Consider the following 26,389-nt stretch of genomic DNA (forward strand, 5'->3'; position numbering starts at 1 on the left):
GAAATTCCGGAGAATTCCCGATGCTCGACGCCAACCTGAAGCAGCAGCTGCAACAGTATCTCGGCATGCTGCGCGAGCCGATCGAGCTCGTCGCCTCGCTTGGTGATGGGCCGAAATCGACCGAAACCCGGCAGTTGCTAACCACGATTGCCGAACTGTCGGACAAGGTCACCGCCAGCTTCGACGGCGAAAATGCTCGCAAGCCCAGCTTCGTGATCCGCCGCGCATCCGACCACGACGTCGCCGTGACGTTCGCGGGCGTACCCCTGGGCCACGAATTCACATCGCTCGTCCTCGCCTTACTGTGGGCCGGTGGCCACCCGCCCAAGGTCGATGAAAAGCTGGTCCAGCAGGTGCGCGAGCTTTCGGGCACCCACGAATTCGACATGTACTTCTCGCTGTCGTGCCACAACTGCCCCGACGTGGTGCAGGCGCTCACGCTGATGAGCCTGTTCAACAAGGGCGTCACCGCCACCCTGATCGAAGGCGGCGCATTTCAGGACGAGGTGGAGCGCCGCGGTGTGATGGCCGTCCCCGCCGTCTTCAAGGACGGCGCGATGTGGGCCAGCGGCCGCATGGGGCTGGAGGATATCCTCGCCAAGGTCGACACCGGCGCTTCTGCCCGCGCGGCCGAGGAAATGGGCGCAAAGGCCCCGTTCGAAGCGCTCGTCATCGGTGGCGGTCCGGCGGGCGCGGCGGCGTCGATCTATCTTGCGCGCAAGGGCTTTCGCACCGGTATCGCGGCGGATCGCATCGGCGGCCAGGTTCTCGACACCATGGGTATCGAGAACTTCATCGCCACCAGCTACACCGAAGGGCCCAAGCTTGCCGCCCAACTGGACGCGCACATCGCCGATTACGACATCGACGTGCTGAAACCCGTCCGCGCCGCAAAGCTGACCCCGGCGACTGAGCTGGGCGGGTACCACACCGTCGAACTGGACAACGGCGCGCAGGTCAAGGCGCGCAGCCTGATCCTCGCCACCGGCGCGCGCTGGCGCTCGCTCGGCGTGCCGGGAGAGGCGGAGTACCAGAACAAGGGCGTGGCCTATTGCCCGCACTGCGACGGCCCGCTGTTCAAGGGCAAGCGCGTGGCGGTGATCGGCGGCGGCAATTCGGGCGTCGAAGCGGCGATCGATCTTGCCAACATCGTCGGCCACGTCACCCTGATCGAATTCGACACCCAGCTTCGCGCCGATCAGGTGTTGCAGGACAAGCTGCGTTCGTTCGCGAACGTCGACATCCTGACGAACGCGCAGACCACGCAAGTCACCGGCGACGGAGACAAGGTCAACGGTCTCGTGTGGAAGGACCGCGCAAGCGGCGAGGAAGCGACCGTCGCTCTCGAAGGGGTGTTCGTCCAGATCGGGCTCATCCCCAACACCGAATGGCTGAAAGACACCGGCCTCGATCTCACGAAATTCGGCGAGATCAAGGTCGACGAACGCGGCGCGACCAACCTGCCCGGCGTGTTCGCGGCAGGTGATGCGACCACTGTTCCTTACAAGCAGATCGTGATCGCCATGGGCGAAGGGTCGAAGGCGGCGCTGTCGGCATTCGATTACCTGATCCGCAACGAACCGGTCGAGGATATCGCGCAGGCCGCCACCACGCACGAGGCGCAGGTCGCCTGATCGGGCTTAGGTGGTAACAACCGAACGGGCGACCCCGGGCAACCGGTGTCGCCCGTTTCGCATTTGCCCAATTGCATTTTCAGGCCGGGCGACCTGCGCTAGACTTTCGCCATGACGCGCAGCATCTCCGCCGACCGCATCGCGGCAATCATCATCGCCATCGTCGGGCTGACGAATTTCGCGCTGCAGATCGTGTTGAGCATCGAAAAAACCGGATCGCTGGTGGGGGCCTTCCTCGTACTCACCCGGTTTTTCACCATCCTTACCAATGCCGCAGTCGTCTTCGTCATGCTGCGCATAGCAAACAGCCGTCATGTCGGCGGCGGCGTCCTGCTGGCGCTGGTCACCGCCATCGCGATGGTCGCGCTCGTCTATCACGCGATACTGGCTGACCTGCAGACGTTCACCGGGCTGAACATGGTAACGGATCAGGGTTTTCACACCGTCATCCCGATCCTCACGCTTTTGTGGTGGGTCGCGTTCGGTGGCCGTTTGGCGGCGGGCTGGCGCGATCTGGTCTGGGTCCTGCCGTGGCCGATCGCCTATTGCGCCGTGGCCTTGGTTCGCGGCGCGGCGTCGGGCGTCTATCCATATCCTTTTCTCGACCTGCCGAAGATCGGCTGGACTGCGTTGCTGATCAACGTCGTCGGGCTGGCCATCGCGTTCCTGATCACCGGTGGATTCATCCTCGGGATCGCAAGGTTGCGGCGCTAGTCCCCTCGCCCCCGGCGCAGGACGAGATAGAGCGCACCTTCGCCGCCGTGCCGCCGCTGTGCATTGCGGACCACCGCAATGTCCGATCCATGCGGCCCTGCGGCCAGCCAGTCGAGCACCTTGGCCCGAATAGCGCCGCGCCGCTCTCCCCTGTCCGCCGATTCGACCGGGCGCGATCGCCCCGTGACCAGCAATACGACCCGCGCGCCCATCGCCTTGGCCTGCGCCAGCCCCATGTCGAGCCGCCGGTGCGCCTGGTCCAGCGTGTGCCCATGCAGGTCGAGCGTGAAGTCAGGTTCCAGCACCCGGCGAGACAGACGGCGCTCCCAATGCGAATCGAGGCCGGGTGCGGGGCCCTGCGGCGGCGGTGGCGGGACGGCGGGACGCGGCGGTGGGATGCGGCCCTTGGGCTTGGCCGGGGTTGGCGGGGGACCGGCAACCTTCGCCGGCGCGACCTTGCGCAAGGGGGTGGGACGGATCGCGCGATCCTTGAACGGCGTCACCGTCTGGGCAACCTGCGACCAGAGCGCGGCTTCGGCCTCGCTCAACCCTTCGGGCGTGCGGACGCGGGGCGGTTTCATCGCGACCCGATGCGCGCAAGCGTACCCTTGGGCAGGAGGATCAGCGCCCTGCCATCGCTGCTCATCCCGCCGGCGATTCGCTTGGCATCTTCGCCCGCGCCCCAGAACGTGTCGAAGCGGTTGGCGCCCTTGATCGCGCCGCCGGTGTCCTGCGCGATCCACAATCCGTCCGCTTCGTCATGCGCGGCGTCGATGAAAACCGGCGCGCCCAGCGGCACGAATTTCGGGTCGGCGGCAACGCTGGCATGGGCCCGAACCGGCACGCCCAATGCGCCCAGCGGTCCGTCGCCCGTCAGTTCCTTGAAGAAGACCCACGACTTGTTTTCGTTCATTACGTCCGCGGCAGCGGCAGGATTGGCGTGGAGCCATGCGACGATACCCTGCATCGTCGCCTCTCCGGGCTGGAACACGCCGCGTTCGCGCAGCACCTTGCCGATCGCGACGTATTCGCGGCCGTTCTGCCCGGCATAGCCGATGCGGGTGACTTGCCCGTCGGGGCCGATCAGCTGGCCCGACCCCTGAATCTGCAAAAAGAAGAAGTCGATCGGGTCTTGTGCCCAGCCGATCACCGGCGCGCTGTCGGCGATGGCCCCCGACACGATCTCGGACCGTTCGTAATAGGGTACGAAGCGTCCGTCGGCGCCGATGCGGCCCTGCGGTCCGCGCCCTTCGCCAGTATAGGCCGGATCGCGGATCAGGTCGTCGGGAACTCCATAAACCGGCACGTCATAGCCGGTGCGCGCGGCTTCGACGCCCGCGATCTGCGGTTCGAAATAGCCGGTGAGGAAGGCATCGCCGCTGCCAACTTGCACGGTTTCGAACCATGCGTCAAAAAAACCAACCGGATCGCCAGACCAGAGCGGCGCCGCCTCACAAACCGGGGTCCAGTAAGCGCCGATACCGCTGCCGTCGTTGCGCGACAGGAGTTTCGGGCACGATTCGATGAAGGACAGCCGCGCCGCTTCGGCATCCGGGCGGGTAAGCCCGAGCGAAGCCACGCCCGGTCCGGCGGTCAGTCCGGTTTCAACTGCGTTGGTCGGTGTCGGCGCCAGCGGCGCTTCGGCGGGCGGAGGCGCGGCGCAAGATGCAAGCAGGGACGCGCCGAGCGCGATAGCAATCCGGCGCGCGACCCGCTTCATGTGCGAAACTTAGCCCTGGTCGGTTTCGTCGAGCAGCCAGTCGGGCCGCATCGCGGTCACCTTGCGGCTGAAGGTCCAGACATCCTGGCTTTCGACCGCATCGTCCAGCGACCCGGCAATCATGTTGCCGTCCTTGTCCTTCGTCAAAGCCGCAATGTCGCCTGCGAAACGCACGGTGATGCGGGCCATCGGCGAATCATAATCGGCAGACGTGATTTCCGCCTCATTGATGCGGATCAGGCGATTTTCCACCGTTTCGCCGGCGGCTTCGCGCGCGTCGATCGCGGCGGCAAAGCTGGCATAGACATCGTCGTCGCAAAGGTGGTTCAGGGTTTCCTTGTCACCCTTCCAGAATGCTTCGAGGATCATGCCATAAGCAGCCTTGGCACCTTCGACAAAGGCTGCGGGCGTGAAGCGGCGGTCGGCGGCTGCGATTTCCCGAAGCGCGCGGTGCGCCCCGGTGGGCACGCCGACAAGCGCCCGATCCATGACCGACCCTGCATCAACGACGCGCGCCGCGCCCTGATCGCCGGCGCGTTCAGTTGCCGGCTGTCGCGGGTCGGCTGCGCGCGGAAGATGGCCCATCAATGTTTCTTCCTCGTGCTCCGCCCTGCGACCCAGCACTGCATAGAGGCGCAGGCCGAGAAAAGCGGCGATCATGGCGAGGATGACAATTTCAACTATCACTGGGACCTGTCCCGTTGCGAGCGTGTGGCGCCATTATGGCGATTAAGTATGAACCTGCCCCAAATAGGAAGGAAACACAATTCGACAACTGTCGAATGCCGTACGGTATCCCGCAATTTGCGTAGGCATTTCCTCGCGGAACCGCCCGCAGGCCGGTTGCCGGGCCGTAGCAGCGGTGCTAGGCGCGCATGCGGGACCGCGTCCCCGCCCTGTTCCTTGGGGCCGGCGGATCGAATGCCCGAATTTTTCCTATCCCGTTCGACCCATATCCCAGCGAAGCGAAAGACTATCATGGCCGACGAAGGCAACATCATCACCGATCTTGGCGACAACGCAGGCCCGCAGCCCAATGGTGCCGATACCATGCCCGCAATCGGGCTGATATCGCAGTACATCAAGGACCTGTCGGTCGAAAATCCCAATGCGCCGCAATCGTTTCAGTGGCAGGGTCAGCCGAACGTCGACGTGCAGTTCAACATCAACGCCACGCCGATCGATGGCGAGGTGAACGAAGTCACGCTGAAGATCACCGTCACGACAAAGGCCGATCAGGGCACCGTCTACATCGTCGATCTCGCTTATTGCGGACTGATCGGCATGCGCAACGTGCCGGACGATCAGGGGCACATGTTCCTCTATTCCGAAGCGCCGCGCATCCTGTTCCCGTTCGCGCGCCGCATCATTGGCGACGCCGTGCAGGACGCAGGCTTCCCGCCGATGCTGTTGGACCCCATCGATTTCCAGGGCATTTACATCCAGCAGCTGAACCAGCGCCGCGCCGAACAGGACGATGCGCCGTTCGCTCCGGGCGGCGAAGCCTGAGCGCCAAGCCTTAGGCGGGCCGCAAAACCGCATGAGCCTTGTCCGCAATGTCGGAACGATCGGGGGGCTGACCGCGATCAGCCGCGTGTTCGGCTTTGCGCGGGACATGCTTCTGGCGCGAGTGTTGGGCGCGGGACTGGCGGCGGATGCCTTCCAGCTCGCCTTCATCTTGCCCAACACGTTCCGGCGTTTGTTCGCCGAAGGGGCGTTCTCGGTCGCCTTCGTCCCGATGTATTCGCGCCGCCTGCACGATGGCGATGCGGGCGAGGATGGCGCGAATCACTTCGCGCAGGACGTGCTGTCCATCTTCGTGTGGGTGCTGCTGGGCTTTACCGCCATCGCGATGCTGGCCATGCCGGGCATCGTCTGGTTGCTGGCCCGCGAATATCAGGCCGTGCCCGGCAAGTACGAACTGTCGGTCATGCTCAGCCGATTTACCTTCCCCTATCTGGGGCTGGTCAGTCTTGTCGCCATGTTGTCGGGCCTGCTCAACGCGCGATCGCGGTTCGCGCCGGGCGCCTTCGTGCCGGTGCTGTTGAACCTGACGCTAATCGGCGGGCTTGGCGCGGGATATTGGATCGGACACCACGGTGGCAGCGATGCCGACATCGCGACGGCGCTGGCCATCTCCGTGCCTGTCGCAGGCGCGGTGCAGCTCGCCTACATGTGGTGGGCGACGCGGGCCGCGGGCGTAAAGCTGCGGATCGGGACACCCAAGGTAACGCCCGAAATCAAGCGGCTGGGCATGCTGATCCTGCCCGCCACATTCGGCGCGGGCGTTTATCAGATCAGCCAGTTCGTCGACACGTTCTTCGCCACCACCTTGCCGCAGGGCACTCTGACCCTGCTGAAGCTGGCCGACCGGCTGAACCAGATGCCGCTGGGCATCGTCGGCATTGCGCTGGGCACCGCGATCCTGCCGATGCTGGCCCGCCATATCCAGACGGGCGACAAGGCCGAAGCACAGCGGTTGCAGGCCAACGCAGTCGAAGTCGGCACGCTGTTCACGCTGCCTGCCGCCGTGGCGCTGGCGATCTGTGCGCCGGCGTTCACCACCGCGTTTTTCGTGGGCGGCAAGATGACTCCCGCCGACGGCCTGATCATGGGCAACATCGTCATGGCGCTGGTCATGGGCCTGCCGTCCTATGTTCTCGTCAAGGTGTTCCAGCCCGCCTTCTTCAGCCGTGAGGACACGCGGACCCCGGTCTGGGTCGCGGCGGGCGTGCTGACGCTCAACATCGCGATCAACTTCTATGTCGTGCCGCGCTACGGCATCGTCGGGCTGGCGGGCGCGACAGCGTTCACCGCGACGCTCAATGTCCTGACGCTCTACGTCATCCTGCAAAAGCGCGGCTGGTTCCATTTCACCGCCAAACTGGCCGGTCGCATCGCGCGCCAGATCGTGGCCGCCGCCGTCATGGGCGCGCTGCTGTGGTACCTCGTGCCGCTGATGGCGGATCGCTATGGCGGGTCCGTGGTGGAACGCATATGGTCGTTGGGTGCGCTGGTGGTGGCCGGGATGGTGAGCTTCTTTGCCATCGCACTGGTCGTCGGCGCTCTCGACAAGGACCTCGTTGCCCAGCTACGGCGCAGGCGGCCTGCCAAGGTCGTCGATCTCTCCGAATAGACGGAACCGAAGAATGCGCATCGTTTCGGGCATCCAGCCCACCGGCAACCTCCACCTCGGCAATTACCTCGGCGCAATCCGCAACTGGGTGCGCATGCAGGACGAAGTCGCGGCGACCGGCGGCCAGTGTTATTTCTTCCTCGCCGATCTCCACGCCATTTCGATGCCGCACGACCCTGCAGAGCTGAAGGCGAACACGCGCGAGATGGCTGCCGCGCTGCTCGCCTGTGGGGTCGATCCGGCAAAGTCCGTCCTGTTCAACCAGGCGCAGGTTCCCGCGCATGCCGAATTGCAGTGGTTGTTGAACGGCACCGCGCGGATGGGCTGGTTGAACCGCATGACGCAGTTCAAGGACAAGTCGGGCAAGAACCGCGAAGGCGCCAGCGTCGCGCTGTTCACTTATCCCGTGCTTCAGGCCGCCGACGTCCTGTTGTATCAGGCGACCCACGTCCCGGTGGGAGAGGATCAAAAACAGCATCTGGAGCTTGCCCGCGACATCGCGCAGAAGTTCAACAACGACTTCGGCCCGGTGCAGCCCGACGGCACGCAGACGCCGGTATTCACCCTGCCCGAACCGTTCATCCCGCCCGAAGCCGCCCGCATCATGTCGTTTCGCGACGGTACCGCAAAGATGAGCAAGTCGGACCCGTCGGAGATGAGCCGCATCAACCTTTCGGACGATCCCGACATGGTGATGAAAAAGGTGAAAAAGGCCAAGAGCGACGCCGAACCGCTGCCGTCCGACCCGGCGGATCTTGCCGAGCGGCCAGAGGCGAAGAACCTCGTCGCCATTTTCGGCGCTATGACCGGACGCAGCGTCGAAGACGTGCTGGGCGAATTCGGCGGCGAAGGCTTCGGCAAGTTCAAACCCGCATTGGGCGAAATTCTGGTTGAAGCGTTGCGCCCGATCAGCGCGCGCTTCGTGGAATTGAAGCAGGACACGCCAGAGCTCGACCGCCTGCTCGCCACCGGTGCGGCGCGGGCGCGCGATGCGGCCGCCAAAACGCTGGCGGCGACTTACGAAGCGCTGGGACTCTTGCGCTGAGGCATAGCTTACCGAACTCGCCCGGATTGCGCGATGCCCCCTGCCAAGTCCTTATCTCCCTTCGATAATCATGACTTTTGTTAAGGTGACCATTCAAACACGGTTCATGGCCTTTAGTCCACAAAGCGTGCATTATTCGCGTTGCCCTGTACGACTCGCGTACATCCAAGGGGGAAATTTGTTCACGCTCGGGCGACGCTTGATTTTGGAGGGTTTCAAATGAAGTTCAACGCACTGCGCGCGATGAAGCTGGCTTCTGCTCCGCTGCTCCTGGCGGGACTTGCCGCTTGCGCCACACCGTTCAATGCCGACGTGTCGCGCTTCCAGACTCAGCTGCCCGCGCCGTCCGGCCAGACCTTTGCCGTCGTCGCGGACGATCCGGCGCTGGCGGGCGGGCTGGAGTTTTCGCAATATGCGGACTTCGTCGAAGCCGAAATGGCAGAGCTTGGCTATACGATGGGTTCGCCCGAAACGGCCGATTTGCTGGTCCGTTTCGATTACGGCGTCGATAACGGCCGTGAAAAGGTGGTCACCACCGGTTTCAGCCGCGATCCGTTCTTCGATCCCTGGTACGGCGGTTACGGTCGTCGGGGCTTCTACAGCCCTTATTACCGCCATTCGGCATGGGGCTACGGCTGGTATGATCCGTTCTTCGACAACGGTCCGGACGTGCGCAGCTACACCATCTACACAAGCGGCATCGACATGAAAATCGACCGCCGCGTCGATGGCCAGCGCCTGTTCGAAGGCAAGGCTGAAGCGGTCTCGCGCTCCAATCGCCTGCAGCATCTCGTGCCCAATCTGGTCGACGCGATGTTCACGGATTTCCCCGGCCATTCGGGCGAAACCATGCGCATCTCGATCGCGCCGGAAGATCGCGAGAAAAAAGTACGCCGGATCGATTGATCCGATTGTGAGGGGTTGGGCGGCAGATGTCGCCCAGCCCTTTGCACCATGACACGAGTTCCCCCGGGACAGGCCGGCCACGCCTGTCCCACGACTGTCCGGTCGCATGAGAGCCTCCCCAAGTGAGGCCAACGAGATTTGAGGGGCGACCGGGCTTTTTTGTCTAGTCCTTGCGGATCGGCTCGACCTTCGCGGAACCGAAGCCGGTCGAACCGAAGCCCCCCTCGCCGCGGCTGGTCTCGTCCAGTTCGTGTACCTCCAGCCAACTGGCCTGCACCACGGGACTCAGCACGGCCTGTGCAATGCGGTCGCCGCGCCTGATCTTGTAGGGTTCGACCCCGTGGTTGATCAGGATCACCTTCAGTTCGCCGCGATAGTCCGAATCGATCGTTCCGGGCGTATTGGGCACGGTGATCCCGTGCTTGAGAGCGAGGCCCGAACGCGGGCGGATCTGCACTTCGTATCCTTCGGGTATGGCCATCGCGATGCCTGTTGCCACCGCCGCGCGGTCGCCGGGGTTCAGCACGCGTTCTTCGGCCGAAACCACATCCATCCCCGCTGCGCCGTCGCTGGCATAAGCGGGCAGCGGCAAGTCGTCGTTGCCCTCAAGCCGCATGACCGGGACGGGGACGGGTTCATGCGATTTCATTGGCGATCCTGTCGATTATGGCGGCAGCCACTTGTCCCTTTGGCATGGCCGGCAGGCTTTCGGTGCCCGATGCGGTTACGATTTGAACGGTGTTGGTATCGCCGCCCATCACGCTTTGGCCCTTTGGCCCAGAAACGTCGTTGGCGACGATCCAGTCGGCGCCCTTGCGGGTCCGCTTTGCGGTGGCATGTTCGACGATGTCCTGCGTTTCGGCGGCAAAGCCGATCAGCAGGCCGGGCCGCTGCGGCGATTGCGCCAGCGTGGCGAGGATATCTGGATTTTCCATGAGCGCCAGCGGCGGGACCGCGCCCGATCCGTCCTTCTTGATCTTTTGCCCCGCGGTATCGGCGGCGCGCCAATCGGCGACGGCGGCGACCATGATCGCGACATCGGCGGGCAGCGCCTTTTCCACTTCGGCCATCATCTCGCGCGCCGATTCGACATCGACACGCTCAACGCCGGGCGGCGTATCGAGATGCACCGGCCCCGCGATCAGCGATACCCGCGCTCCGGCCTCTGCCGCCGCAGCAGCGATGGCAAAGCCCTGCTTCCCGCTCGACCGGTTGGCGATATAGCGCACCGGATCGATCGGTTCGTGCGTCGGCCCCGCGGTGATAAGCACATGCTTGCCAAAAAGCCTGCGATGCGCCTCGCCTGCAAAATCCGGCTGACCTGCCAGCGGGTCGGGCGCGACGCCGAAATCGCGGATCGCGGCCCAGATCGCTTCGGGTTCTGGCAAGCGGCCCGCGCCGAATTCGCCGCATGCCATCGGCCCTTCGTCGGGGTCCATCACCCGTATGCCGTCTTCTCGCAGCCGCGCCACGTTGCGCTGCGTCGCGGGGTGCTCCCACATCTTCACGTTCATCGCCGGCACCGCCAGCACCGGCTTGTCCGTCGCCAGCAACAGCGTCGTGGCAAGCCCGTCGGCAACGCCCGCCGCCATCTTTGCCATCAGGTCGGCCGTCGCCGGGCACACGACGACCAGATCGGCTTCCCGGCTCAGCTGGATATGGCCCATCTCGGCCTCGTTCTTGAGATCCCACAGCGTCGTGTGCACCGGGTTCTCGCTCAAAGCCGCCAGCGTCATCGGCGTCACGAACTGCGCCCCGCCATCGGTCAGCACGCACGTAACCTCTGCTCCGCCCTTGCGGATGAGGCGGACAAGTTCGCACGATTTGTAGGCCGCGATACCGCCGCCCACGATCAGGAGAATGCGTTTGGAACCTGTTTCAGCCATCGCGTGCAGTCCTGCCCCGTCGCGCTGCGCGCCGCAAGTGCGGCGATCCGCCCGCGCCCCCTATCCAACCCAGCCCAATACCATCCCGGCATAAAGCGCGCCCGCGCCGAGCGCCGCCGAAAGGGCATAGGGCAACACTGGCCTGCGCGTGCGTTCGCGGCGTTCCCAGATCAGTTCGATATCGGGCAGCGGCGGTGCTTCGGGCGCGCCACCCTTGGGCGGGAAGCGGTCTTCTATCCGGCGGATCAGTTCGGGGATGCGCAACAACGTCTGCGTGTCGGTGCGCAGCTTGTCCGCGATCGCGGCCTCTGGACCAAGTTCGTCGCGAATCCATTCGCGGACATAGGGCGCCGCCGTGTCCCACAAGTTGATCGAGGGATCGAGCTGTGTCGCGATCCCTTCGACCATGACCATCGTCTTTTGCAGCAGCAGCAGATGCGGCTGCGTCTGCATGTCGAAATCGCGGGTGATCGCGAACAATCCGTCGAGCATCTGGCCCACCGAAAGTTCGCCCACCGGCTTGCCCCGCATCGGTTCGCCCACGGCCCGCAGCGCGGTCGCGAATTCGTCGATGTTGTGATAACTGGGCACGTACTGCGCCTCGAAATGGATTTCGGCGACGCGACGGTAATTGCCTGTCGTCAGGCCATAAAGGATTTCCGCCAGCCACGCCCGCGCGCGCCGGTCGATCCGCCCCATGATGCCGAAATCGATCGCCACGATGGCCCCGTCGGCGCGCACGAACAGGTTGCCCTGATGCATGTCAGCGTGAAAGAAACCGCCGCTGATCGCCTGACGCAGGAACGCGAGCACCAGCCGCTGCGCCAGCGAAGGCAGGTCGTGCCCCGCTGCGATCAGCGCCGCGCGATCCGAAATCTTGACCCCGTCGATCCATTCGATGGTCATGACCCGGCCGTTCGTCCGGTCCCAGTCCACCGTCGGGATGCAATATCCGGGCACCGCGTGCATCGCTTCGGACAGTTCCGACGCCGATGCCGCCTCTCGCCTCAGGTCGAGTTCGCGCAAGGTCCAGCGTTTGAAATTCGCGATGACGAGCCGCGGCCGCAATCGCTTGGCCTCTCCTCCCAGCGCCTCGAGATGCGCGGCGGCCCATTCGTAAGTTTCGATATCGCTGGCGAACTGTTCGCGGATGCCGGGACGCAGCACCTTTACCGCGACGGTCACGCCATCGGTCGTCACCGCCTTGTGCACTTGCGCGATGGACGCTGCGCCGACGGCGACTTCGTCGATATATTCGTAAAGGTCTGACAGCGACCGCTCAAAGCTCGATTCGATCGATCGCGCGATTTCCGAAAACGGCACCGGCGGCAGCGAATCCTGCAGCGTGAGCAGGTTGCGCACTGCACGTTCGCCAACGATGTCGGGTCGGGTGGCCAGCGTCTGGCCCAGTTTGATCGCAGCGGGGCCGATGGCCTGAAACGCGCTGGCGAAATCGGGTTCCTTGGGCTGGACCGTGCCCAACCGGGCCAGCCGGCAAAGGCGGCGAACCTGCGCCGGGGTTTCGGGATTGCGTTCGATCGGACGCAACGCGCCGTGCCGCGCAAGGATGCGGCCCCACTTCAAAAGGCGGAAGATATGCGTGGCGGGACGGGTCATCGAATGGCGATCAGATCTTCCAGCCGGAATGGATCGCGACAAGCCCGCCAAGGATCGGCTCCACCTTGGTCTGGCTGAAACCGGCCTTGCGAATCATGGCTTCGAATTCGGGCATCTTCGGAAAGCGGCGGATCGATTCGATGAGATAGCGATAGCTGTCGGCATCGCCTGCGATGGCCTGACCGATCCGGGGCACCAGTTTGTGCGAATAAGTGTCGTAGACTTCCTTGAACCCCGGCCATTCGGTGGTCGAGAATTCGAGGCAGAAGAATCGCCCGCCGTGGCGCAGCACGCGATGTGCCTCTGCCAATGCGCGGTCGATGTGCGTAACGTTCCGAATGCCGAACGCGATGGTGTAGGCATCGAAAGACCGATCCGGAAAGGCCAGCTCCTCGGCGTTCTGACGAGACCAAACGAGGGTGTCGATCCCGCGCGAAACCGCCCGTTCCAGCCCGACGTCGAGCATGTCCTGATTGATGTCGGACACCGTGATCGTCGCGCCCTTCGCCTCCATGCGAAAGGCGATGTCGCCGGTGCCGCCGGCCATGTCGAGGATGCGTTCGCCCGGCTGCGGCTTTACCCGCCGCACGAAACGGTCCTTCCACAACCGGTGCATCCCAACCGACATGGCGTCGTTCATCACGTCGTACTTGCGCGCGACGGCCGAAAAGACGTCGCCGACGCGGCGTGTCTTGTCCTGCGGATCGATGTCGTCGTAGCCGAAGGATACGGTGGCGGACGGATTGCCGGGTTCGCTCATGCCTCAAGCCTCTAGGGCCGGAAGGGCCTCAGGAAAAGCAACTTGTGGGCAGGGGTGCAGGTTCCATGCCTTAACGCTGGCACTTGCGGCAAAAGAACGTGCTGCGACCGCCCTGCACCACCCGTTCCACCGTTCCGCCGCAATGGCATGGCTGCCCTTCGCGGCCATAGACCTGCCATTTCGTGGCGAAATAGCCCAACTCGCCATCGGGTTTGGCATAATCGCGCATCGACGATCCGCCCGCGGCAATCGATTCGAGCAGGACCTCGCGGATCGCGGGAACCAGTAATTTGAGCTTGGCGTAGCTCACCTTACCCGCCGCCTTGTCGGGCCGGATGCCCGCGCGGTGCAGCGCCTCGCAGACATAGATATTGCCCAGCCCCGCGACGATCTTCTGGTCGAGCAGAAGGACCTTTACCGGCGAGATGCGACCGGCAAAGGCGTCGGCCAGATGGCGCGCCGAAAGATCGGCCTCCAAGGGTTCGGGCCCCATGTCGGCAAAGGGGCCGAACGCGGCGAGATCGTCGGTCGGCCATAGATCGACAGAGCCGAACCGCCGCGCGTCGTTCAGCGCCAGCACATGCCCCGCGCCGGTTTCGAGCACGAGGTGATCGTGCTTGCCGATCTCTTCGGGATCGATCCGCCAGCGCCCGCTCATCCCCAGATGGAAGATCATGGTCTGCCCGCGATCGAGATCGACGAGGCCATATTTCGCCCGCCGCCCCAGCCGTTCCACCCGCGCGCCGGTCATCATCTGGACCAGTTCGGGCGGGAAAGGACGGCGCAGGTCTGCGCGGTTCAACACGACGCGCGAGATCCGCTCGCCTTCAAGGAACTGGGCAAGACCGCGCACGGTGGTTTCGACTTCGGGAAGTTCAGGCATCGTGCGCCCAGATAGGCATCATGGGCCGATCACGGAATAGGGACAGCGTTGGGGTGGCCGTTCGACGAGCAGGTCGTAAGCATCCGGGCCTTCGAAACCGCCGCCGCGCTGTTCTTTGTCCGCAAACGCATGCGCGGTCCCGGCGATGACGACACGATCGCCGAAAACCGTGATTGGCGTATCCTGCGCGAATCGCACCAGCGCAGGTTGCTCACCGCCCATGTCGAAAACGAGGCAGCCGTTGGCGACAGCGTAGTGCCCGTGGAACAGCGCCATCCGCGCCGGCGCAGGCTTGCCGTCGGGGCCGAGCGGAACGGACGCATGGCGCGCGACATAAATGTCGGCGAGCGGTTGTTCCTCTTGCGCAAAGGCAGTGGCCTGCGGCTCTGGCTCTGGCCCGCACCCGCCCAACACGACGAGCGCGAGGGCGGGCATTATCGATCGCATCAGCTCTCGAGCTGACGCAGCAGCGAGCGTACGTCGCCGTCCATGTCGGCATCGCGGGTGCGCAAGTCCTCGATCAGCCGCACCGCGTGGATCACGGTGGAATGATCACGGCCGCCGAACTTGCGACCGATTTCGGGGTAGGAACGCGGCGTCAGCACCTTGGCGAGATACATCGCCACTTGCCGCGGGCGAACCACGGCGCGGGCGCGGCGCTTGGACGCCATCTCGCTGCGGTCGAGCCGGTAGAACTGGCAGACCGTGCGCTGGATTTCATCGATGGTGATCCGGCGGCGGTTGGCCGACAGGATGTCTGTCAGCTGTTCTTCGGCCAGGTTGAGCGAAACGGGCTGACCCGTTAGCTGGGCATAGGCGATCAGCTTGTTCAGGCCGCCGACCAGTTCGCGCACGTTGCGGCTGATGGTTCGGGCGAGGAATTCGATCACGTCGCCCGGAACGTCGTTGCTTGCAAACCGGGTCAGCCGATGTTCGAGGATCTTGCGGCGCAATTCGATGTCGGCGGGCTGGATGTCCGCGACCAGACCCATCGACAGACGCGACAGCAGGCGCGGTTCGACCCCGTCCAATGCCTGTGGCGCACGGTCGGCGGCAAAGGCCAGTCGCTTGCCTTCGGCGAGCAGCGCGTCGATCGTGTAGAGCAGTTCTTCCTGCGCCGACGCCTTGCCGATGATGAACTGGATATCGTCCACCAACAGCATATCGAAGCCGCGCAGGCGGGCCTTGAATTCCATCATCTGGTTCTGGCGCAAGGCCTGCACGAATTCGACCATGAAGCGTTCGGCCGAACAATAGAATATCCGCGATCCGGGCTTGGCCGCCGCGAACTGGTGGCCGATCGCATGTAGCAGGTGCGTCTTGCCCTGTCCGGTCGCGGCCTTGAGATACAACGGTGAGAACTGCGGGGTCTCGATGGCCGCCATGCGCTGGGCCGCGTTGTAGGCAAGAACGTTGCCTTCGCCCGTCACGAACGTGGTGAACGTAAGCGAGGGATCGAGACCCGCCGAGCCAAGCTCGGTGATAGCCTCGACCGGGTTCTGCGGCGGCATGTGATCGTTGGCGGCCGAAGTGCCTACACGCAGTTCGGGCAGCTTGCGGCGACCGGGGTGAACCGAAACGCGCACGTTGCGAACTTCGATCCGCGCGATCTTCCAGGCCAGCGACAGGCGATCGGCGAAGCGATCATTGACCCAGTTGGCCGAAAATTCGGTGGGCAGGAACAGGTCCAGCGTCCCCGTTTCCTTGCAGAAATTGCCGACCTCTATCGGTCGGATCCATTGCGTGAAGACCTGATGCCCCAGATCCTTTTTCAGGCCGGTGCAGATATCCGACCAGTCCGCCGCCAATGCCTCACGCTCTTCCTCAAACATCTCGCCCGCCTTGTCGTTGCCAGGCGTACGCCCTGCCAGCGAGCCGAAACCCCCCGTTCGTGTCATGCGTTCTTGCCTCCGATCCGCAATCACGATTCAAGCCCCTCCCGACAAACGGCAAAAACCGTTCGTCGTCCGCCGACCCCCATCGGCAGGAAAGATTGTACCGCAATGTAAAGTGTTGCCAACCATGACCGATGGTCGACGAGCCATTTTGTAGAGTTGTGGATGGCGAACCGGCAAGGCTTGCAGCGTAAATAAACTGAAATAAAGCCGCTTGACTCGCGCAAGGTCGCAGAAACGCATTCATCTCGTTTCAACCGACTGAAATTTCACAATTTTATCGAAAGAGCCTCCCGAATCGGCGGATTCCCTGAGGTTTACCGTGACTGCGTTCTCGCCTGACAGGGCGATGTTGCAGCGCAACAAAAAAGCCGCCCTGTCCGGACGGCTCTTTTGCGACAGAGAATCACCCTCGCACACCCCGCGTCGGGGGCATGCAAGCGATTCGATCAGGCGATCAAAGTGCGGCGACGCGCTTCGAAAGACGCGACAGCTTACGCGACGCGGTGTTCTTGTGCATCACGCCACGTGCCACGCCGCGATCCAGTTCGGGCTGCGCTGCGCTGAGCGCCGACTTGGCTGCGTCCTTGTCGCCGCTTTCGATCGCCGATTCGACCTTCTTCACGAAAGTGCGAATGCGCGTGATGCGGTTGCCGTTGATTTCGGCGCGACGCTCATTGCGGCGGATGCGCTTGCGGGCTTGCGGCGTATTGGCCATGCTCGATCCTTAATTCTGCCACCCATGCGGCGGCGCGTGATTATCCAAAAGCTCAGTCTGCGTCCCGAACCGGACCGGCGCCATGCGATGGCATCGGCGAGGCCGTTGGGATGCGGAAAAACCCATGCAGACGATGCCGTTCCCGGCACACCCCCACAAGAAAGCGCGGCGCATAGCGACCGAAGCGCGAATCGTCAAGCAAGCGTCGCGCGAGCGACGTGACCGGCATGTCCGCCGCTTGCGCGCGCAGCCTTGGCCACCGGCTCGCTCGCCGCCTCTTGCCCGGCGGGCGATTGCGGGGCAAGGCGTGACCATGCTTACCCCCGACAGGCTAGACCGTTTCGCTCGTCATATCGTCTTGCCCGAAATAGGCGGGACAGGACAAGTGCGGCTGGCGTCGTCGTCGGTCATGCTGATCGGCGCGGGCGGGGTGGGATCGCCCGCCCTGCAATATCTCGCCGCCGCCGGCATCGGGCGCATTACCGTGGCCGATTGCGACGATGTCGACGCCAGTAACCTGCAGCGCCAGACGATCTTCAACCAGGCCGATATCGCCGCATCCAAGGCGGAGCGCGCCGCCGATTGGGTCCGCCGCTTCGACCCTGCGATCAACGTCGTGCCGCGCAACGTACGTATCGATGCCGACAATGCCGCCGGACTGATCGCGGGCCATGATCTCGTGCTCGACGGCAGCGACAATTTCGCGACGCGGTTGGCGGTGTCCGATGCCTGTGTCGCAAGCAGGGTGCCGCTGACGACCGTTGCGGTCGGGCGGTTCCAGGGACAGGTCGCCAACTTTGCGGGGCATCTGCCGGATCAGGCCTGTTATCGCTGCTGGGTCGGCGATGCCTTCGATGCCGAAGATTGCGACACCTGCGCTGATCAGGGTGTGCTGGGCGCCTTTGTCGGGATGGCATCGACGCTTGGCGTTATGCAGGCATTGCGCGTGCTGCTCGACGGTGTGGCCGATCTGGGCGATCCGCAATGGGGCAAGCTGCTGCTGCTCGACGGGTTGAAGCCCGCTATGCGCACGATCGCCGTCGCCAAGGATCCGACCTGCCGCGCCTGCGGGGGCTGAGCTCAGGCGTCGTCCCTGCTCGACACGTCCCTGCTCGACAAGGGCCGTCGCCATCGTCATACCGCCCCCACCATGGCCGAAACCGACAGCACAGAGCCTGAGATGCCCGCGCCCGAAACCTGCGAAAGGCTGGAGCCTCTGGTCCGCCGCGTGCTGGCCGGAAACGCCTCTCCCTTCACTTATACCGGCACGCAAACTTATCTGGTCGGGACTGCCACCGAACTGGCGGTGATCGACCCCGGCCCCGACGATCCCGAACATATCGCGGCGCTGGTCGCGGAAATCGGCGATGCACGGGTCGTCGCCATCGCCTGCACGCATACGCACCGCGACCATTCGCCCGCCGCCGCGCCGCTGGCCGAAATTACCGGCGCGCCGATCATCGGTTGCGCGCCGCTGGTGATCGAAAGCGACATGCCCCGCGCCGACGCCCCCTTCGATCAGAGCTATGCGCCAAACCGCGTCCTGTCCGACGGCGAAACCATCGCGGGCGAAGGCTGGACCCTGCGGGCGGTTGCGACGCCGGGTCATACGTCCAATCACTTGTGCTACGCGCTGGAGGAAACCGGCGCGCTGTTCACCGGCGATCACGTCATGGGCTGGTCGACGACGGTCGTCGCACCGCCCGATGGCGACATGGCTGCGTACATGGCGTCGATGGATCTGCTCTACGAACGGGAAGACCGCATCTACTATCCGGCGCACGGTCCCGCGGTCGACAATCCCCGGCAGCTGGTGCGGGGCATGATCGGCCATCGTCGCCAGCGCGAACGTCAGATTCTGCGCCATCTTGGGGACGCGCCTCAGGCGATCCCCGACCTGGTGCGCAAGATGTACGTCGGCCTAGACGAACGGCTGGTCGGCGCGGCGGGACAATCGGTGCTCGCCCATCTCATCGATCTCGAACTGCGCGACCGTGTCACGCGGTTCGATGGCGGCTGGCGGCTTTCCGGCGAACTTCGCCAGCCCCTATCTCCTAGCCCCTAGCTCCCGGGCCTGGGACATAGTAATATCGGCCCGCTTGTCCGCAATTGTCGGGACAGCGTGGGGGATAGGACAAAACTGCCATGGCAACGACCTTCGGCGCGCGATCGGCTCACGATGCCGAGCGGCGTTTTTTCTTTGTGCTGTCCACCGTCATGTCGCTGTGCATCGTGGCAGGCTTTGCGCTCAATCTCGCGCTGGGCCGATCCACTTTTGCGGTACCGCTTGTCTACCATCTGCATGCAGTGGTCTTCTTTGGCTGGGTCGCCCTGTTCATGGCGCAAGCCTTTCTGATCGACCGCAACAATGTCCACTTGCATCGGCGCCTGGGCATGGTCGCGTTCGCCTGGGTTCCGTTGATGGTCGTCATGGGCATCGTCATGTCCATCACCGTCATGCGCCGCACCGGTGGGCCGTTCTTCTTCGACCAGAACCAGTTCCTGTTTTCCAACCCCCTGCACCTGCTGTGCTTCGCCGGGTTGACTTATTGGGCGCTGAAAGTGCGCCGCCATGCCGGTTGGCATCGCCGGTTGCTCATCGGTGGCTATGCGGTGCTGACCGGCCCGGGGCTTGGCCGGTTGATTCCCCTGCCACTGGCCATCCCGCATGCGTGGCACCTGATGTTGCTGGCCATCATGATGTTCCCGGTGGCCGGCATGATCCACGACAAGATCCGGAAGGGCCGCGTCCACCCGGCATGGTTCTGGTCCGTAGGGGTCGTGCTGTTGGCGCAAGTTGCCGCCGACATTATCGCCTACTCCCCCTTGGGCATCGCATTGACCGAACAGCTCCTGGCCGGAACGCCGGGATCGGCGCGCCCGATGGAAGCGTTCTTGCCGCCGGGCTTTGCCATGTAATCGGCCGATTACGGTCTTAATGGCTTGAAGTCGAAGGGCTGGCAGGCCATCTCGCGCTCACACGACGGAGATATCGATGACCGCCCTGACACGCGAAAACCTTTCCGGCCTTGATCTGCGCGCCGAAATCGAACGCCTGCGCAAAGAGCGCAATGCGGTCATCCTCGCGCATTATTACCAGCGCCCGGAATTGCAGGATATTGCCGACTTTGTGGGCGATTCGCTCGAACTCTCGAAGAAGGCCGCGGCCACCGATGCCGAAGTTATCGCGTTCTGCGGCGTGAAGTTCATGGCCGACACGGCAAAGATCCTGTCGCCGGACAAGATCGTCGTGCTGCCCGATCTCGATGCCGGGTGCAGCCTTGAAGATTCCTGTCCGCCAGAAAAGTTCAAGGCGTTCCGCGAAGCCCATCCCGATCACATCGCGCTGACCTACATCAACTGCTCGACAGAGGTGAAAGCGCTGTCGGACGTGATCGTCACGTCGTCCAGCGCGGAAACGATCCTGCAGCAGATCCCCAAGGATCAGAAGATCATCTTCGGCCCCGACCGGCATCTTGGCGGTTATCTCAATCGCAAGTTCGATCGCGACATGCTGTTGTGGCCGGGCGTGTGCATCGTGCACGAAGCATTTTCGGAAACCGAACTGCTCAAGCTGAAGGCGCAGCATCCTGACGCGCCGATTGCGGCGCATCCCGAATGCCCGCCGCAGATCGTTGACCACGCCGATTATGTCGGGTCGACCAGCGGCATCCTGCAATACGCGAAGACGATGCCGGGCGACACGCTGATCGTGGCGACCGAACCGCACATCATCCACCAGATGGAAAAGGCGCTGCCCGAAAAGACGTTCATCGGCGCACCGGGTGCTGACGGCAACTGTAACTGCAATATCTGCCCGTACATGGCGCTCAACACGATGGAGAAGCTCTATATCGCGCTGCGCGATTTAGAACCGCGGATCGAAATTGAGGAGGGTCTGCGTCTCGCCGCGAAGAAGAGCCTCGACAAAATGATCGAGATGGCGTCGGGCACGATAGGCAAGGGCGATCTGGGCCGGGCGTGATCGCTTGCGCCCGACACCCGGCGCAGATGATCGCGCAACTCCGTCGACTTCAGGCGCGCTGGGCGAAGAACCACTCGCGTAATTGGCACCATTGCGGTCACGACGCGTTGAATTGCGGATGACCGCGCGGCTTCTCCCTCTTTGGAACCGGATCAATGCCAGTTACTGGTTCTGGCCGGCTACATTCTGCGTCCTCGCTTTCGCGCTGTCGCTGTTCACCATCCACCTTGATCGCAGCGGCGCAGCGGAATGGCTATCGGCCAACAGCGCCATCGCGCCCGCTCGGCCCGGCGGGGCCAATACGATGCTTCAGGTCATCGCCGGATCGATGATCGGCGTCGCCGCCACCGTATTTTCCATCACCATCGCCGCCGTCGCCTATGCCAGCGGCACGTATGGCCCGCGCCTGCTCACCAATTTCATGGAAGATCGCGGCAACCAGCTTTCGCTCGCGACCTTTATCGGCACGTTTCTTTACGCCACCATGGTGCTCCGCGTCGTGAGGGGGGAGGACGAGCGCGCGACGACGATCCGCGATGCCTTGTCCAGCGACTTGCCGGGGTTCGTGCCGCAACTGTCGCTGCTGGTCGCGACGGGGCTGATGCTCGTGTCGATCGGCGTGCTGGTCTTTTTTCTCAACCACATTCCGTCCTCGATCCGCATCAACAAGGTGCTCGAACAGATCGGTCGTCGGCTGATCGAACAAGTGCGCGACCGCTTTCCGACCGAATCCGTCGCCATCACCCGCGTCGAACGGCCGCAAGGAAGCCCGGTGATCGCGCGAGACAGCGGATATATCGAAGTCATCGACTTCGCGGGCCTCGAAGCAATCGCTGCGCGGCATGACGGCCAGATCGTGCTGCTGCGCGAAGCGGGCGATTTCGTTCATCCCGCGATGCCGCTGGCGCAGTTCTGCGGCGGCAAGGCCGATGACAGCGATCCGGATGAAGTCGATACTGCGGAGAAGCGTGCTGACGATATGCGCGGCTGTTTCGTGGTCAGCGGTCTGCGCACCCCCCAACAGGATCTGCGCTTTCTGATCGACGAACTGGTCGAAATCGCACTGCGGGCATTGTCGCCTGGCATCAACGATCCGTTCACCGCGATGACCGCATTGCACTGGCTGGGCGCCGCGACGGCGGAACTGGGGCAGCGCGAATTGCGCGTGTCGCCCACCGATGTGGACAAGCAGGACAAGAGCCGCGTGTTTCCGCTCCATTCCGATTTCGCCGATTATGTCGCGACCGGGTTCGGCTCTGCCCGTTCGGCCGTTGCCAGCAGCCGCAAGGCGACGCTCGCCCTTTTCGATTCGCTGTACAATTGTGCGATCTCGGTTCGCGGCGCGGACCGGATGGCGGTGCTGGCGCAAGAAGCCGATCGGTTGATGGATCAGTGTGCCGGGGCCCTCACCGGCCCCGATCTTGTCGAAGTGCACGAACGGCACCGCACATTTCAACGCGATGTGGCACGCATCGCAGCCGCCTAGACTTTGACGCTCTCGGTGTTGGCCACCTTTGGCTCTGCCACGCGAGCCAGCACCAGCGCGGCCGCCATCAAGGCCATGCCAAGCACGTCGCCCGGCGCCAGCGTTTCGCCGAACGCCAGCCAACCGCTCAACGCCGCAATCGCCGGTTGCGTCAACAGCGCCAGCCCGATGACCAGCGGGCGAAACCAGGCCAGCGCCCAAACCAGCACGCCCTGCCCTACGACCTGACTGCACAGCGCCAGCATCAGCAAGGGCGTCCACTCGCGCGGCAGGATGGTCTCGCCCAACATCAGCGCGCAGATCAGCAGGACCGGCGTGGCCGATAGCGATGATACGGTCAGCAACCGCCACGATCCCATGCCAGTTCGGATATGCCGCAGCATCAGGATGTATACGGCATAAAGAATCCCGGCCAAAAGGCTGAGCAGGTCACCGGTAAAGTTGCGCGGGCTGATTTCCAGCGATCCGCCCATCAGCAGCGCCGCCCCGCCAAGGGCTGCGCCAATGGCGGCAACCTCTGCCCTGAACGGTGCGCGGCGGGCCAGCATCAGGCCCCAGGCGATGAGGATCACGCTGCCCGCATTGCCGAACAGAGCCGCATTGCCGAGCCGCGTTCGTTCGATGCCCAGATGCCAGCTCGCGACATCCAACCCAAATGCCACGCCGGCGCCCAGCGCCAGCCAGACCACCATGCGGCCCGGCTGCTTTTCCCGCCCACCTTCGCGCCATGCGAGAAAAGCAATCAGCGGCAGCGCCAGCGCCAGCCGCCAGAATCCGGCCGCAACCGGTCCGGTATCGGCCAGCCGCACGAGCAGCGGCCCAGACGCCAGCGCGGCATTGCCGAGCAGGAGCAAGCCGAAGCGCCACGCGCCGGCGTGTGGTTGCGATGTTGTCATGGGTGGTCGATCGGGCGACGCTTGCGCGGTCAGCCTTCGTCCGGTTCTGCCTGCTGCGGAGCTTGCGACGACGCAACCGGCGCTGCATCCGCCCCACCATCGCCGGCAACGTCCGCCTCGCCTGCTTCCGGCGGGCCGTCAGCATTGGCCGCGGCGCCTTCGCCTTCGACGGCCGCATCGGTGGGTTCGAGCCGTTCGCCCTGAGAGCGCAACTGGTCGAGCGGGATCATGGCATCGCTGATCGAGCCTTCGATCACTTCGCCATCAGCATTGCGCGAATCTGAGCCGGCATCAGGCGCGTCGCCACAGGCCGACATCGCCAGCAAAAGCGCGGGGGCAAGAAACGGGATGGTCCGGGCAAAACGCATATCGTGATGGGTCCTAACAGAATTCACGTCGTCGGGCATGGCATGCCCAGCCGTTCGAAAAACGCATCGGCATGGCGCATCAGCGCGGCATCCCAATCCGCCACCGCCACGTCGTGGCCAAGCCGCTGCATGCTCGTCACGCCATATTCGGAAATGCCGCACGGGACGATACCGGTAAAGTGCGACAGGTCCGGCGACAGGTTCACCGAAAACCCGTGCATGGTGACCCAACGCCGGACGCGCACGCCGATCGCGCCGATCTTCGCCTCCCGCCCGTCGATGTCGCGCGTCCAGATGCCGATGCGACCTTCGGCCCGCCAGCTTTCGACTCCGAAATCGGCCAGCGAATCGATGACCCACCCTTCGAGCGCGTGGACGTAACCGCGCACGTCGCGCGCGCGGCGGTTGAGATCGATCAGGACATAGCCGATTCGCTGCCCCGGCCCGTGATAGGTATATTCGCCGCCCCGCCCCGCGGTCACGACATCGAATCGCGGGTCAAGCAGGTCCGCCGCCTTGGCACTGGTCCCCGCCGTATAAACTGGCGGATGTTCGAGCAGCCAGACGAGATCGGGCTGCGTCCCTTCGCGGATCGCCGCGTTGCGCACTTCCATCGCGGTGAGCGCGTCGCGATAGGGGATGAGGCCGCGCTCGCGCCGCAATTCGACGCCTTCGGCAATCATCACCGGCTTTTCCGTATCTGGCAGGGTGCCTGTCGTCATGGTCACGTTGCGTGGCGGCAAATGGCGTGCCAATCAAGAGCGATGAACGAACAGGACCATGTGCCCCCGCCCGCACCGGGCAATCGCAACACCCGTTTCGAGGCTGCCCGCGCGTGGAACGACGCGATGTCCTTGCTAAAGGCCAACCGACAGATCCTGACGGTGCTTGCCGGGCTATTCTTCCTTGTGCCGCAGGTACTGATGAATGCGCTGCTGCCAGAAGTGCGACCCGATCTGGAAGGAGAGGCCGCAGCCAAGGCAGCTATCGCCATCTTCGGCCAGTGGTGGCCGCTGATCGTGCTGGCCACCTTGATGCAGGCGACGGGCTTGATCGCAATCGTCGTCCTGCTGGCCGATCGGGCGCGACCCACTGTGGGCGACGCGATCCGCCGCGCATTGCAATGTCTGCCCGCCTATGTCGCGGCGACGCTGGTGCTGATGGCCGGCATCGTTCTGTTCGCGCTGATGGTGATGGTGCCGTTGACGCTTGTGGGCGGTCAGGGCGGCGCGGCAATCGCGATCGTGCCGATCATGGCCGCTGCGCTGTGGATCAACATCCGGACGCTGGTCCTGGCTCCCGTCATCGCTGCGGAACAGTCGCGCAACCCGTTCGAGGCATTGCGCCGCAGTTGGGCGCTGACCGCGGGAAAGGGTGCGCGAATCCTGTTTTTCCTGATGCTGTTCGTGGTGGCCGCGCTGGTCATTTCCATCGTGGCGACGGCGGTGCCCGGCACGATACTGATCGCAGCGCTGGGTCAGGAAACGGGTGGCGCTATCGTCGGCCTGATAGAAGGGTTCGTATCGGCCGCGCTGATCATGGTGTGGAGCGCGGTGATCGTCGCCGTCTATCGCCAATTGGCCGGTTAGGCCGGGGTTCCCGCCATTGTCGCAGGATCGGCCTCTGTCACGCGGCACGCATCTGCTACGGCGGCGGGCGATGGATCTTTCCACCCCCAGAACAGCTTGCATGGCAGGACGTTCAGCATCTCGAACCCCGATGAAATGCGCGTGAAGCGCCGCGCCATGAAATCGCGCGCCTTGTTCGAGAACTGGTAGACGAGGAACGCCCCGCCGTCGCGCAGGACGCGATGGGTCGAATCGACGATCTGCGGGCCGACACCATCGGGCAGTGTTGAAAACGGCAGGCCCGAAAGCACGTAATCGGCACCGTCATGGCCGTTCGCACCCACGATCTCTTCCACATCGGCGGCGGAACCCAGCACGGCGGTAAAGCGCGGGTCGGTGATCGTGCGCTGAAGATAGTCGATATAGAGCGGGTTGGTGTCGATCACGATCAACGCACCGTCGCGGCGCAACTTGTCCAGCACCGGTTGGCAGAACGTGCCGACGCCGGGGCCGTATTCGACGAACAGGCGGCATCGGTCCCAATCAACGGGGCCGAGCATCTTGGCGATGGTATAACGCGATGACGGGATGATCGAACCGACCATCACCGGGTGCTGGACGAAGCCCTTGAAGAAAACACCCCAGGGGCCGAGCGAACGCCCGATGCCGCCTTTTGCCTTATGCGCCGATGTCTCTTGCGCCAGTTCAGTCCCGGTCATTAGGTGGAATACCTCGTTTCAATCCCGCCTGAAGGCGTGGGACGTGGCAAATGCTCGGACGGTTTGCAAGGCCGCACAGAGACTTGTCCGGTTGCGGTCCGTCTCAAAGGATTTCGTGGACCTTCTCCTGCGGTCGGCAAAGCCGCACGCCCTTGTCGGTTTCGACAAGCGGTCGTTCGATTAGTATCGGCTCTGCCGCCATGGCGGAAAGCACGGTGGCATCGTCGGCATCGGGCAGGCCGCGTTCTTCGGCATCGGTGCCGCGGGTGCGCAATCCCTGCTGCGGCGTCAGCCCCGCATCCTTGTAAAGCTGAGCCAGCTTGGCAGCGGTCGGCGGCGTTTTGAGGTATTCGATAACCTCGACCTCGACGCCCGGCGTTTCCTCAAGGATTGCCAGCGTCTTGCGCGATGTGCCGCACTTCGGATTGTGCCAGATGGTGGCTTTCATAGCTC

Annotated in this window: 28 protein-coding genes; 12 read left to right on the plus strand and 16 right to left on the minus strand. The window is 63.9% G+C overall.

Annotation, left to right across the window (positions count from 1 at the left end):
• Positions 1-20: 20 nt before the first annotated feature.
• Together ahpF and EKN06_RS08510 are read left to right on the plus strand one after the other, a co-directional pair.
• A complete protein-coding gene (gene ahpF / locus EKN06_RS08505) occupies positions 21-1,634 on the plus strand; it encodes an alkyl hydroperoxide reductase subunit F (protein ID WP_127612487.1) in 1,614 nt (537 codons plus the stop codon).
• Positions 1,635-1,745: 111 nt separating this feature from the next.
• Complete coding sequence (locus tag EKN06_RS08510; RefSeq protein WP_127612488.1) at positions 1,746-2,348, plus strand: Pr6Pr family membrane protein; 603 nt, start codon at positions 1,746-1,748, stop codon at positions 2,346-2,348.
• On the opposite strand, the gene EKN06_RS08515 is transcribed toward EKN06_RS08510, so the two are convergent.
• Genes EKN06_RS08515 through EKN06_RS08525 form a run of 3 tightly spaced genes read right to left on the minus strand, consistent with a single transcriptional unit; the run spans position 2,345 to position 4,755 of the window.
• On the minus strand, positions 2,345-2,929 hold the full coding sequence (locus EKN06_RS08515; RefSeq protein ID WP_127612489.1) for a Smr/MutS family protein: 585 nt from the start codon (positions 2,927-2,929) through the stop codon (positions 2,345-2,347). The genes EKN06_RS08510 and EKN06_RS08515 overlap by 4 nt on opposite strands.
• Positions 2,926-4,068, minus strand: coding sequence for a murein transglycosylase A (mltA, locus tag EKN06_RS08520; RefSeq protein WP_127612490.1), 1,143 nt, complete (start codon positions 4,066-4,068; stop codon positions 2,926-2,928). The genes EKN06_RS08515 and mltA overlap by 4 nt, the downstream gene beginning before the upstream one ends.
• A 9-nt stretch (positions 4,069-4,077) precedes the next feature.
• On the minus strand, positions 4,078-4,755 hold the full coding sequence (locus EKN06_RS08525) for a Tim44/TimA family putative adaptor protein (RefSeq protein WP_127612491.1): 678 nt from the start codon (positions 4,753-4,755) through the stop codon (positions 4,078-4,080).
• Between the two features lie 291 nt (positions 4,756-5,046).
• On the opposite strand from EKN06_RS08525, the gene secB reads away from it, so the two are divergent.
• The 4 genes from secB (at position 5,047) to EKN06_RS08545 (ending at position 9,155) form a co-directional block, all read left to right on the plus strand.
• Positions 5,047-5,577: a protein-export chaperone SecB gene (gene secB / locus EKN06_RS08530; RefSeq protein ID WP_127612492.1), complete on the plus strand. Its 531-nt coding sequence runs from the start codon at positions 5,047-5,049 to the stop codon at positions 5,575-5,577.
• A 31-nt stretch (positions 5,578-5,608) separates the two neighbouring features.
• Positions 5,609-7,204 (plus strand): murein biosynthesis integral membrane protein MurJ, encoded by a 1,596-nt coding sequence (gene murJ / locus EKN06_RS08535; protein WP_127612493.1) that lies wholly within the window; start codon positions 5,609-5,611, stop codon positions 7,202-7,204.
• 13 nt (positions 7,205-7,217) lie between these two features.
• Entirely contained in the window at positions 7,218-8,249 is a 1,032-nt protein-coding gene (trpS, locus tag EKN06_RS08540) for a tryptophan--tRNA ligase (RefSeq protein WP_127612494.1), read from the plus strand.
• A 219-nt stretch (positions 8,250-8,468) separates the two neighbouring features.
• Positions 8,469-9,155, plus strand: coding sequence for a DUF4136 domain-containing protein (locus EKN06_RS08545; protein ID WP_240654696.1), 687 nt, complete (start codon positions 8,469-8,471; stop codon positions 9,153-9,155).
• Positions 9,156-9,318: 163 nt separating this feature from the next.
• Here the strand turns inward: EKN06_RS08545 and dut are convergent, their stop codons facing one another.
• The 8 genes from dut to rpsT form a co-directional block, all read right to left on the minus strand.
• Positions 9,319-9,804, minus strand: coding sequence for a dUTP diphosphatase (gene dut, locus EKN06_RS08550; protein WP_127612495.1), 486 nt, complete (start codon positions 9,802-9,804; stop codon positions 9,319-9,321).
• A complete protein-coding gene (gene coaBC, locus EKN06_RS08555) occupies positions 9,791-11,041 on the minus strand; it encodes a bifunctional phosphopantothenoylcysteine decarboxylase/phosphopantothenate--cysteine ligase CoaBC (RefSeq protein WP_127612496.1) in 1,251 nt (416 codons plus the stop codon). The genes dut and coaBC overlap by 14 nt, the downstream gene beginning before the upstream one ends.
• Positions 11,042-11,101: 60 nt before the next feature.
• Positions 11,102-12,658, minus strand: a complete 1,557-nt coding sequence (gene ubiB, locus EKN06_RS08560; RefSeq protein ID WP_127612497.1) for a 2-polyprenylphenol 6-hydroxylase — start codon at positions 12,656-12,658, stop codon at positions 11,102-11,104.
• A 10-nt stretch (positions 12,659-12,668) separates the two neighbouring features.
• The gene (locus EKN06_RS08565; RefSeq protein WP_127612498.1) at positions 12,669-13,418 is read right to left on the minus strand and encodes a class I SAM-dependent methyltransferase; all 750 of its coding nucleotides are present in this window, start codon (positions 13,416-13,418) and stop codon (positions 12,669-12,671) included.
• Between the two features lie 70 nt (positions 13,419-13,488).
• Positions 13,489-14,301 (minus strand): bifunctional DNA-formamidopyrimidine glycosylase/DNA-(apurinic or apyrimidinic site) lyase, encoded by an 813-nt coding sequence (gene mutM / locus EKN06_RS08570; protein ID WP_127612499.1) that lies wholly within the window; start codon positions 14,299-14,301, stop codon positions 13,489-13,491.
• Between the two features lie 18 nt (positions 14,302-14,319).
• Positions 14,320-14,736, minus strand: coding sequence for a hypothetical protein (locus EKN06_RS08575; RefSeq protein WP_205693856.1), 417 nt, complete (start codon positions 14,734-14,736; stop codon positions 14,320-14,322).
• Between the two features lie 11 nt (positions 14,737-14,747).
• A complete protein-coding gene (gene dnaA / locus EKN06_RS08580; protein ID WP_205693864.1) occupies positions 14,748-16,133 on the minus strand; it encodes a chromosomal replication initiator protein DnaA in 1,386 nt (461 codons plus the stop codon).
• Between the two features lie 520 nt (positions 16,134-16,653).
• The gene (gene rpsT / locus EKN06_RS08585) at positions 16,654-16,914 is read right to left on the minus strand and encodes a 30S ribosomal protein S20 (RefSeq protein WP_127612502.1); all 261 of its coding nucleotides are present in this window, start codon (positions 16,912-16,914) and stop codon (positions 16,654-16,656) included.
• 313 nt (positions 16,915-17,227) lie between these two features.
• Between rpsT and EKN06_RS08590 the strand changes: the two genes are divergently transcribed.
• From EKN06_RS08590 to EKN06_RS08610, 5 genes are all read left to right on the plus strand, one after another.
• Positions 17,228-17,992: a HesA/MoeB/ThiF family protein gene (locus EKN06_RS08590; protein WP_127612712.1), complete on the plus strand. Its 765-nt coding sequence runs from the start codon at positions 17,228-17,230 to the stop codon at positions 17,990-17,992.
• A 72-nt stretch (positions 17,993-18,064) separates the two neighbouring features.
• A complete protein-coding gene (locus EKN06_RS08595) occupies positions 18,065-18,979 on the plus strand; it encodes an MBL fold metallo-hydrolase (protein WP_127612503.1) in 915 nt (304 codons plus the stop codon).
• A gap of 80 nt (positions 18,980-19,059) precedes the next feature.
• A complete protein-coding gene (locus EKN06_RS08600) occupies positions 19,060-19,833 on the plus strand; it encodes a hypothetical protein (protein WP_127612504.1) in 774 nt (257 codons plus the stop codon).
• 76 nt (positions 19,834-19,909) lie between these two features.
• Complete coding sequence (nadA, locus tag EKN06_RS08605) at positions 19,910-20,899, plus strand: quinolinate synthase NadA (RefSeq protein WP_127612505.1); 990 nt, start codon at positions 19,910-19,912, stop codon at positions 20,897-20,899.
• A 118-nt stretch (positions 20,900-21,017) separates the two neighbouring features.
• Entirely contained in the window at positions 21,018-22,385 is a 1,368-nt protein-coding gene (locus tag EKN06_RS08610; RefSeq protein WP_127612506.1) for a DUF2254 domain-containing protein, read from the plus strand.
• Here EKN06_RS08610 and EKN06_RS08615 read toward each other — a convergent pair.
• The 3 genes from EKN06_RS08615 to lipB are packed head-to-tail and all read right to left on the minus strand — an operon-like array spanning position 22,382 to position 24,371.
• Positions 22,382-23,281 (minus strand): DMT family transporter, encoded by a 900-nt coding sequence (locus EKN06_RS08615; RefSeq protein WP_127612507.1) that lies wholly within the window; start codon positions 23,279-23,281, stop codon positions 22,382-22,384. The genes EKN06_RS08610 and EKN06_RS08615 overlap by 4 nt on opposite strands.
• 29 nt (positions 23,282-23,310) lie before the next feature.
• Positions 23,311-23,649 (minus strand): hypothetical protein, encoded by a 339-nt coding sequence (locus EKN06_RS08620; protein WP_127612508.1) that lies wholly within the window; start codon positions 23,647-23,649, stop codon positions 23,311-23,313.
• Between the two features lie 23 nt (positions 23,650-23,672).
• Complete coding sequence (lipB, locus tag EKN06_RS08625) at positions 23,673-24,371, minus strand: lipoyl(octanoyl) transferase LipB (protein ID WP_420810786.1); 699 nt, start codon at positions 24,369-24,371, stop codon at positions 23,673-23,675.
• Positions 24,372-24,413: 42 nt separating this feature from the next.
• Between lipB and EKN06_RS08630 the strand changes: the two genes are divergently transcribed.
• Positions 24,414-25,238: a glycerophosphoryl diester phosphodiesterase membrane domain-containing protein gene (locus EKN06_RS08630; RefSeq protein WP_164844004.1), complete on the plus strand. Its 825-nt coding sequence runs from the start codon at positions 24,414-24,416 to the stop codon at positions 25,236-25,238.
• On the opposite strand, the gene EKN06_RS08635 is transcribed toward EKN06_RS08630, so the two are convergent.
• Positions 25,235-25,936 carry a class I SAM-dependent methyltransferase gene (locus tag EKN06_RS08635; RefSeq protein WP_240654697.1) on the minus strand — a complete coding sequence of 234 codons (702 nt, stop codon included), beginning with the start codon at positions 25,934-25,936 and terminating at the stop codon, positions 25,235-25,237. The two genes, EKN06_RS08630 and EKN06_RS08635, sit on opposite strands and share 4 nt — an antisense overlap.
• 103 nt (positions 25,937-26,039) lie before the next feature.
• Positions 26,040-26,384, minus strand: a complete 345-nt coding sequence (gene arsC, locus EKN06_RS08640) for an arsenate reductase (glutaredoxin) (protein WP_127612510.1) — start codon at positions 26,382-26,384, stop codon at positions 26,040-26,042.
• Positions 26,385-26,389 lie beyond the last annotated feature (5 nt).

This window comes from Croceicoccus ponticola (assembly GCF_004004515.1).
Classification (GTDB): Bacteria; Pseudomonadota; Alphaproteobacteria; order Sphingomonadales; family Sphingomonadaceae; genus Croceicoccus; species Croceicoccus ponticola.

Coding starts and splice junctions, on each gene's coding strand:
- rpsT (WP_127612502.1), bottom strand. CDS start 16,914: ATGGCCAATACGCCGCAAGCCCGCAAGCGCATCCGCCGCAATGAGCGT.
- lipB (WP_420810786.1), bottom strand. CDS start 24,371: ATGACGACAGGCACCCTGCCAGATACGGAAAAGCCGGTGATGATTGCC.
- mutM (WP_127612499.1), bottom strand. CDS start 14,301: ATGCCTGAACTTCCCGAAGTCGAAACCACCGTGCGCGGTCTTGCCCAG.
- dnaA (WP_205693864.1), bottom strand. CDS start 16,133: ATGTTTGAGGAAGAGCGTGAGGCATTGGCGGCGGACTGGTCGGATATC.
- trpS (WP_127612494.1), top strand. CDS start 7,218: ATGCGCATCGTTTCGGGCATCCAGCCCACCGGCAACCTCCACCTCGGC.
- ubiB (WP_127612497.1), bottom strand. CDS start 12,658: ATGACCCGTCCCGCCACGCATATCTTCCGCCTTTTGAAGTGGGGCCGC.
- EKN06_RS08630 (WP_164844004.1), top strand. CDS start 24,414: ATGAACGAACAGGACCATGTGCCCCCGCCCGCACCGGGCAATCGCAAC.
- EKN06_RS08635 (WP_240654697.1), bottom strand. CDS start 25,936: ATGACCGGGACTGAACTGGCGCAAGAGACATCGGCGCATAAGGCAAAA.
- dut (WP_127612495.1), bottom strand. CDS start 9,804: ATGAAATCGCATGAACCCGTCCCCGTCCCGGTCATGCGGCTTGAGGGC.
- EKN06_RS08510 (WP_127612488.1), top strand. CDS start 1,746: ATGACGCGCAGCATCTCCGCCGACCGCATCGCGGCAATCATCATCGCC.
- EKN06_RS08595 (WP_127612503.1), top strand. CDS start 18,065: ATGGCCGAAACCGACAGCACAGAGCCTGAGATGCCCGCGCCCGAAACC.
- EKN06_RS08620 (WP_127612508.1), bottom strand. CDS start 23,649: ATGCGTTTTGCCCGGACCATCCCGTTTCTTGCCCCCGCGCTTTTGCTG.
- arsC (WP_127612510.1), bottom strand. CDS start 26,384: ATGAAAGCCACCATCTGGCACAATCCGAAGTGCGGCACATCGCGCAAG.
- EKN06_RS08615 (WP_127612507.1), bottom strand. CDS start 23,281: ATGACAACATCGCAACCACACGCCGGCGCGTGGCGCTTCGGCTTGCTC.
- EKN06_RS08590 (WP_127612712.1), top strand. CDS start 17,228: ATGCTTACCCCCGACAGGCTAGACCGTTTCGCTCGTCATATCGTCTTG.
- EKN06_RS08565 (WP_127612498.1), bottom strand. CDS start 13,418: ATGAGCGAACCCGGCAATCCGTCCGCCACCGTATCCTTCGGCTACGAC.
- nadA (WP_127612505.1), top strand. CDS start 19,910: ATGACCGCCCTGACACGCGAAAACCTTTCCGGCCTTGATCTGCGCGCC.
- murJ (WP_127612493.1), top strand. CDS start 5,609: ATGAGCCTTGTCCGCAATGTCGGAACGATCGGGGGGCTGACCGCGATC.
- EKN06_RS08515 (WP_127612489.1), bottom strand. CDS start 2,929: ATGAAACCGCCCCGCGTCCGCACGCCCGAAGGGTTGAGCGAGGCCGAA.
- secB (WP_127612492.1), top strand. CDS start 5,047: ATGGCCGACGAAGGCAACATCATCACCGATCTTGGCGACAACGCAGGC.
- ahpF (WP_127612487.1), top strand. CDS start 21: ATGCTCGACGCCAACCTGAAGCAGCAGCTGCAACAGTATCTCGGCATG.
- EKN06_RS08575 (WP_205693856.1), bottom strand. CDS start 14,736: ATGCCCGCCCTCGCGCTCGTCGTGTTGGGCGGGTGCGGGCCAGAGCCA.
- EKN06_RS08610 (WP_127612506.1), top strand. CDS start 21,018: ATGACCGCGCGGCTTCTCCCTCTTTGGAACCGGATCAATGCCAGTTAC.
- EKN06_RS08600 (WP_127612504.1), top strand. CDS start 19,060: ATGGCAACGACCTTCGGCGCGCGATCGGCTCACGATGCCGAGCGGCGT.
- EKN06_RS08545 (WP_240654696.1), top strand. CDS start 8,469: ATGAAGTTCAACGCACTGCGCGCGATGAAGCTGGCTTCTGCTCCGCTG.
- mltA (WP_127612490.1), bottom strand. CDS start 4,068: ATGAAGCGGGTCGCGCGCCGGATTGCTATCGCGCTCGGCGCGTCCCTG.
- coaBC (WP_127612496.1), bottom strand. CDS start 11,041: ATGGCTGAAACAGGTTCCAAACGCATTCTCCTGATCGTGGGCGGCGGT.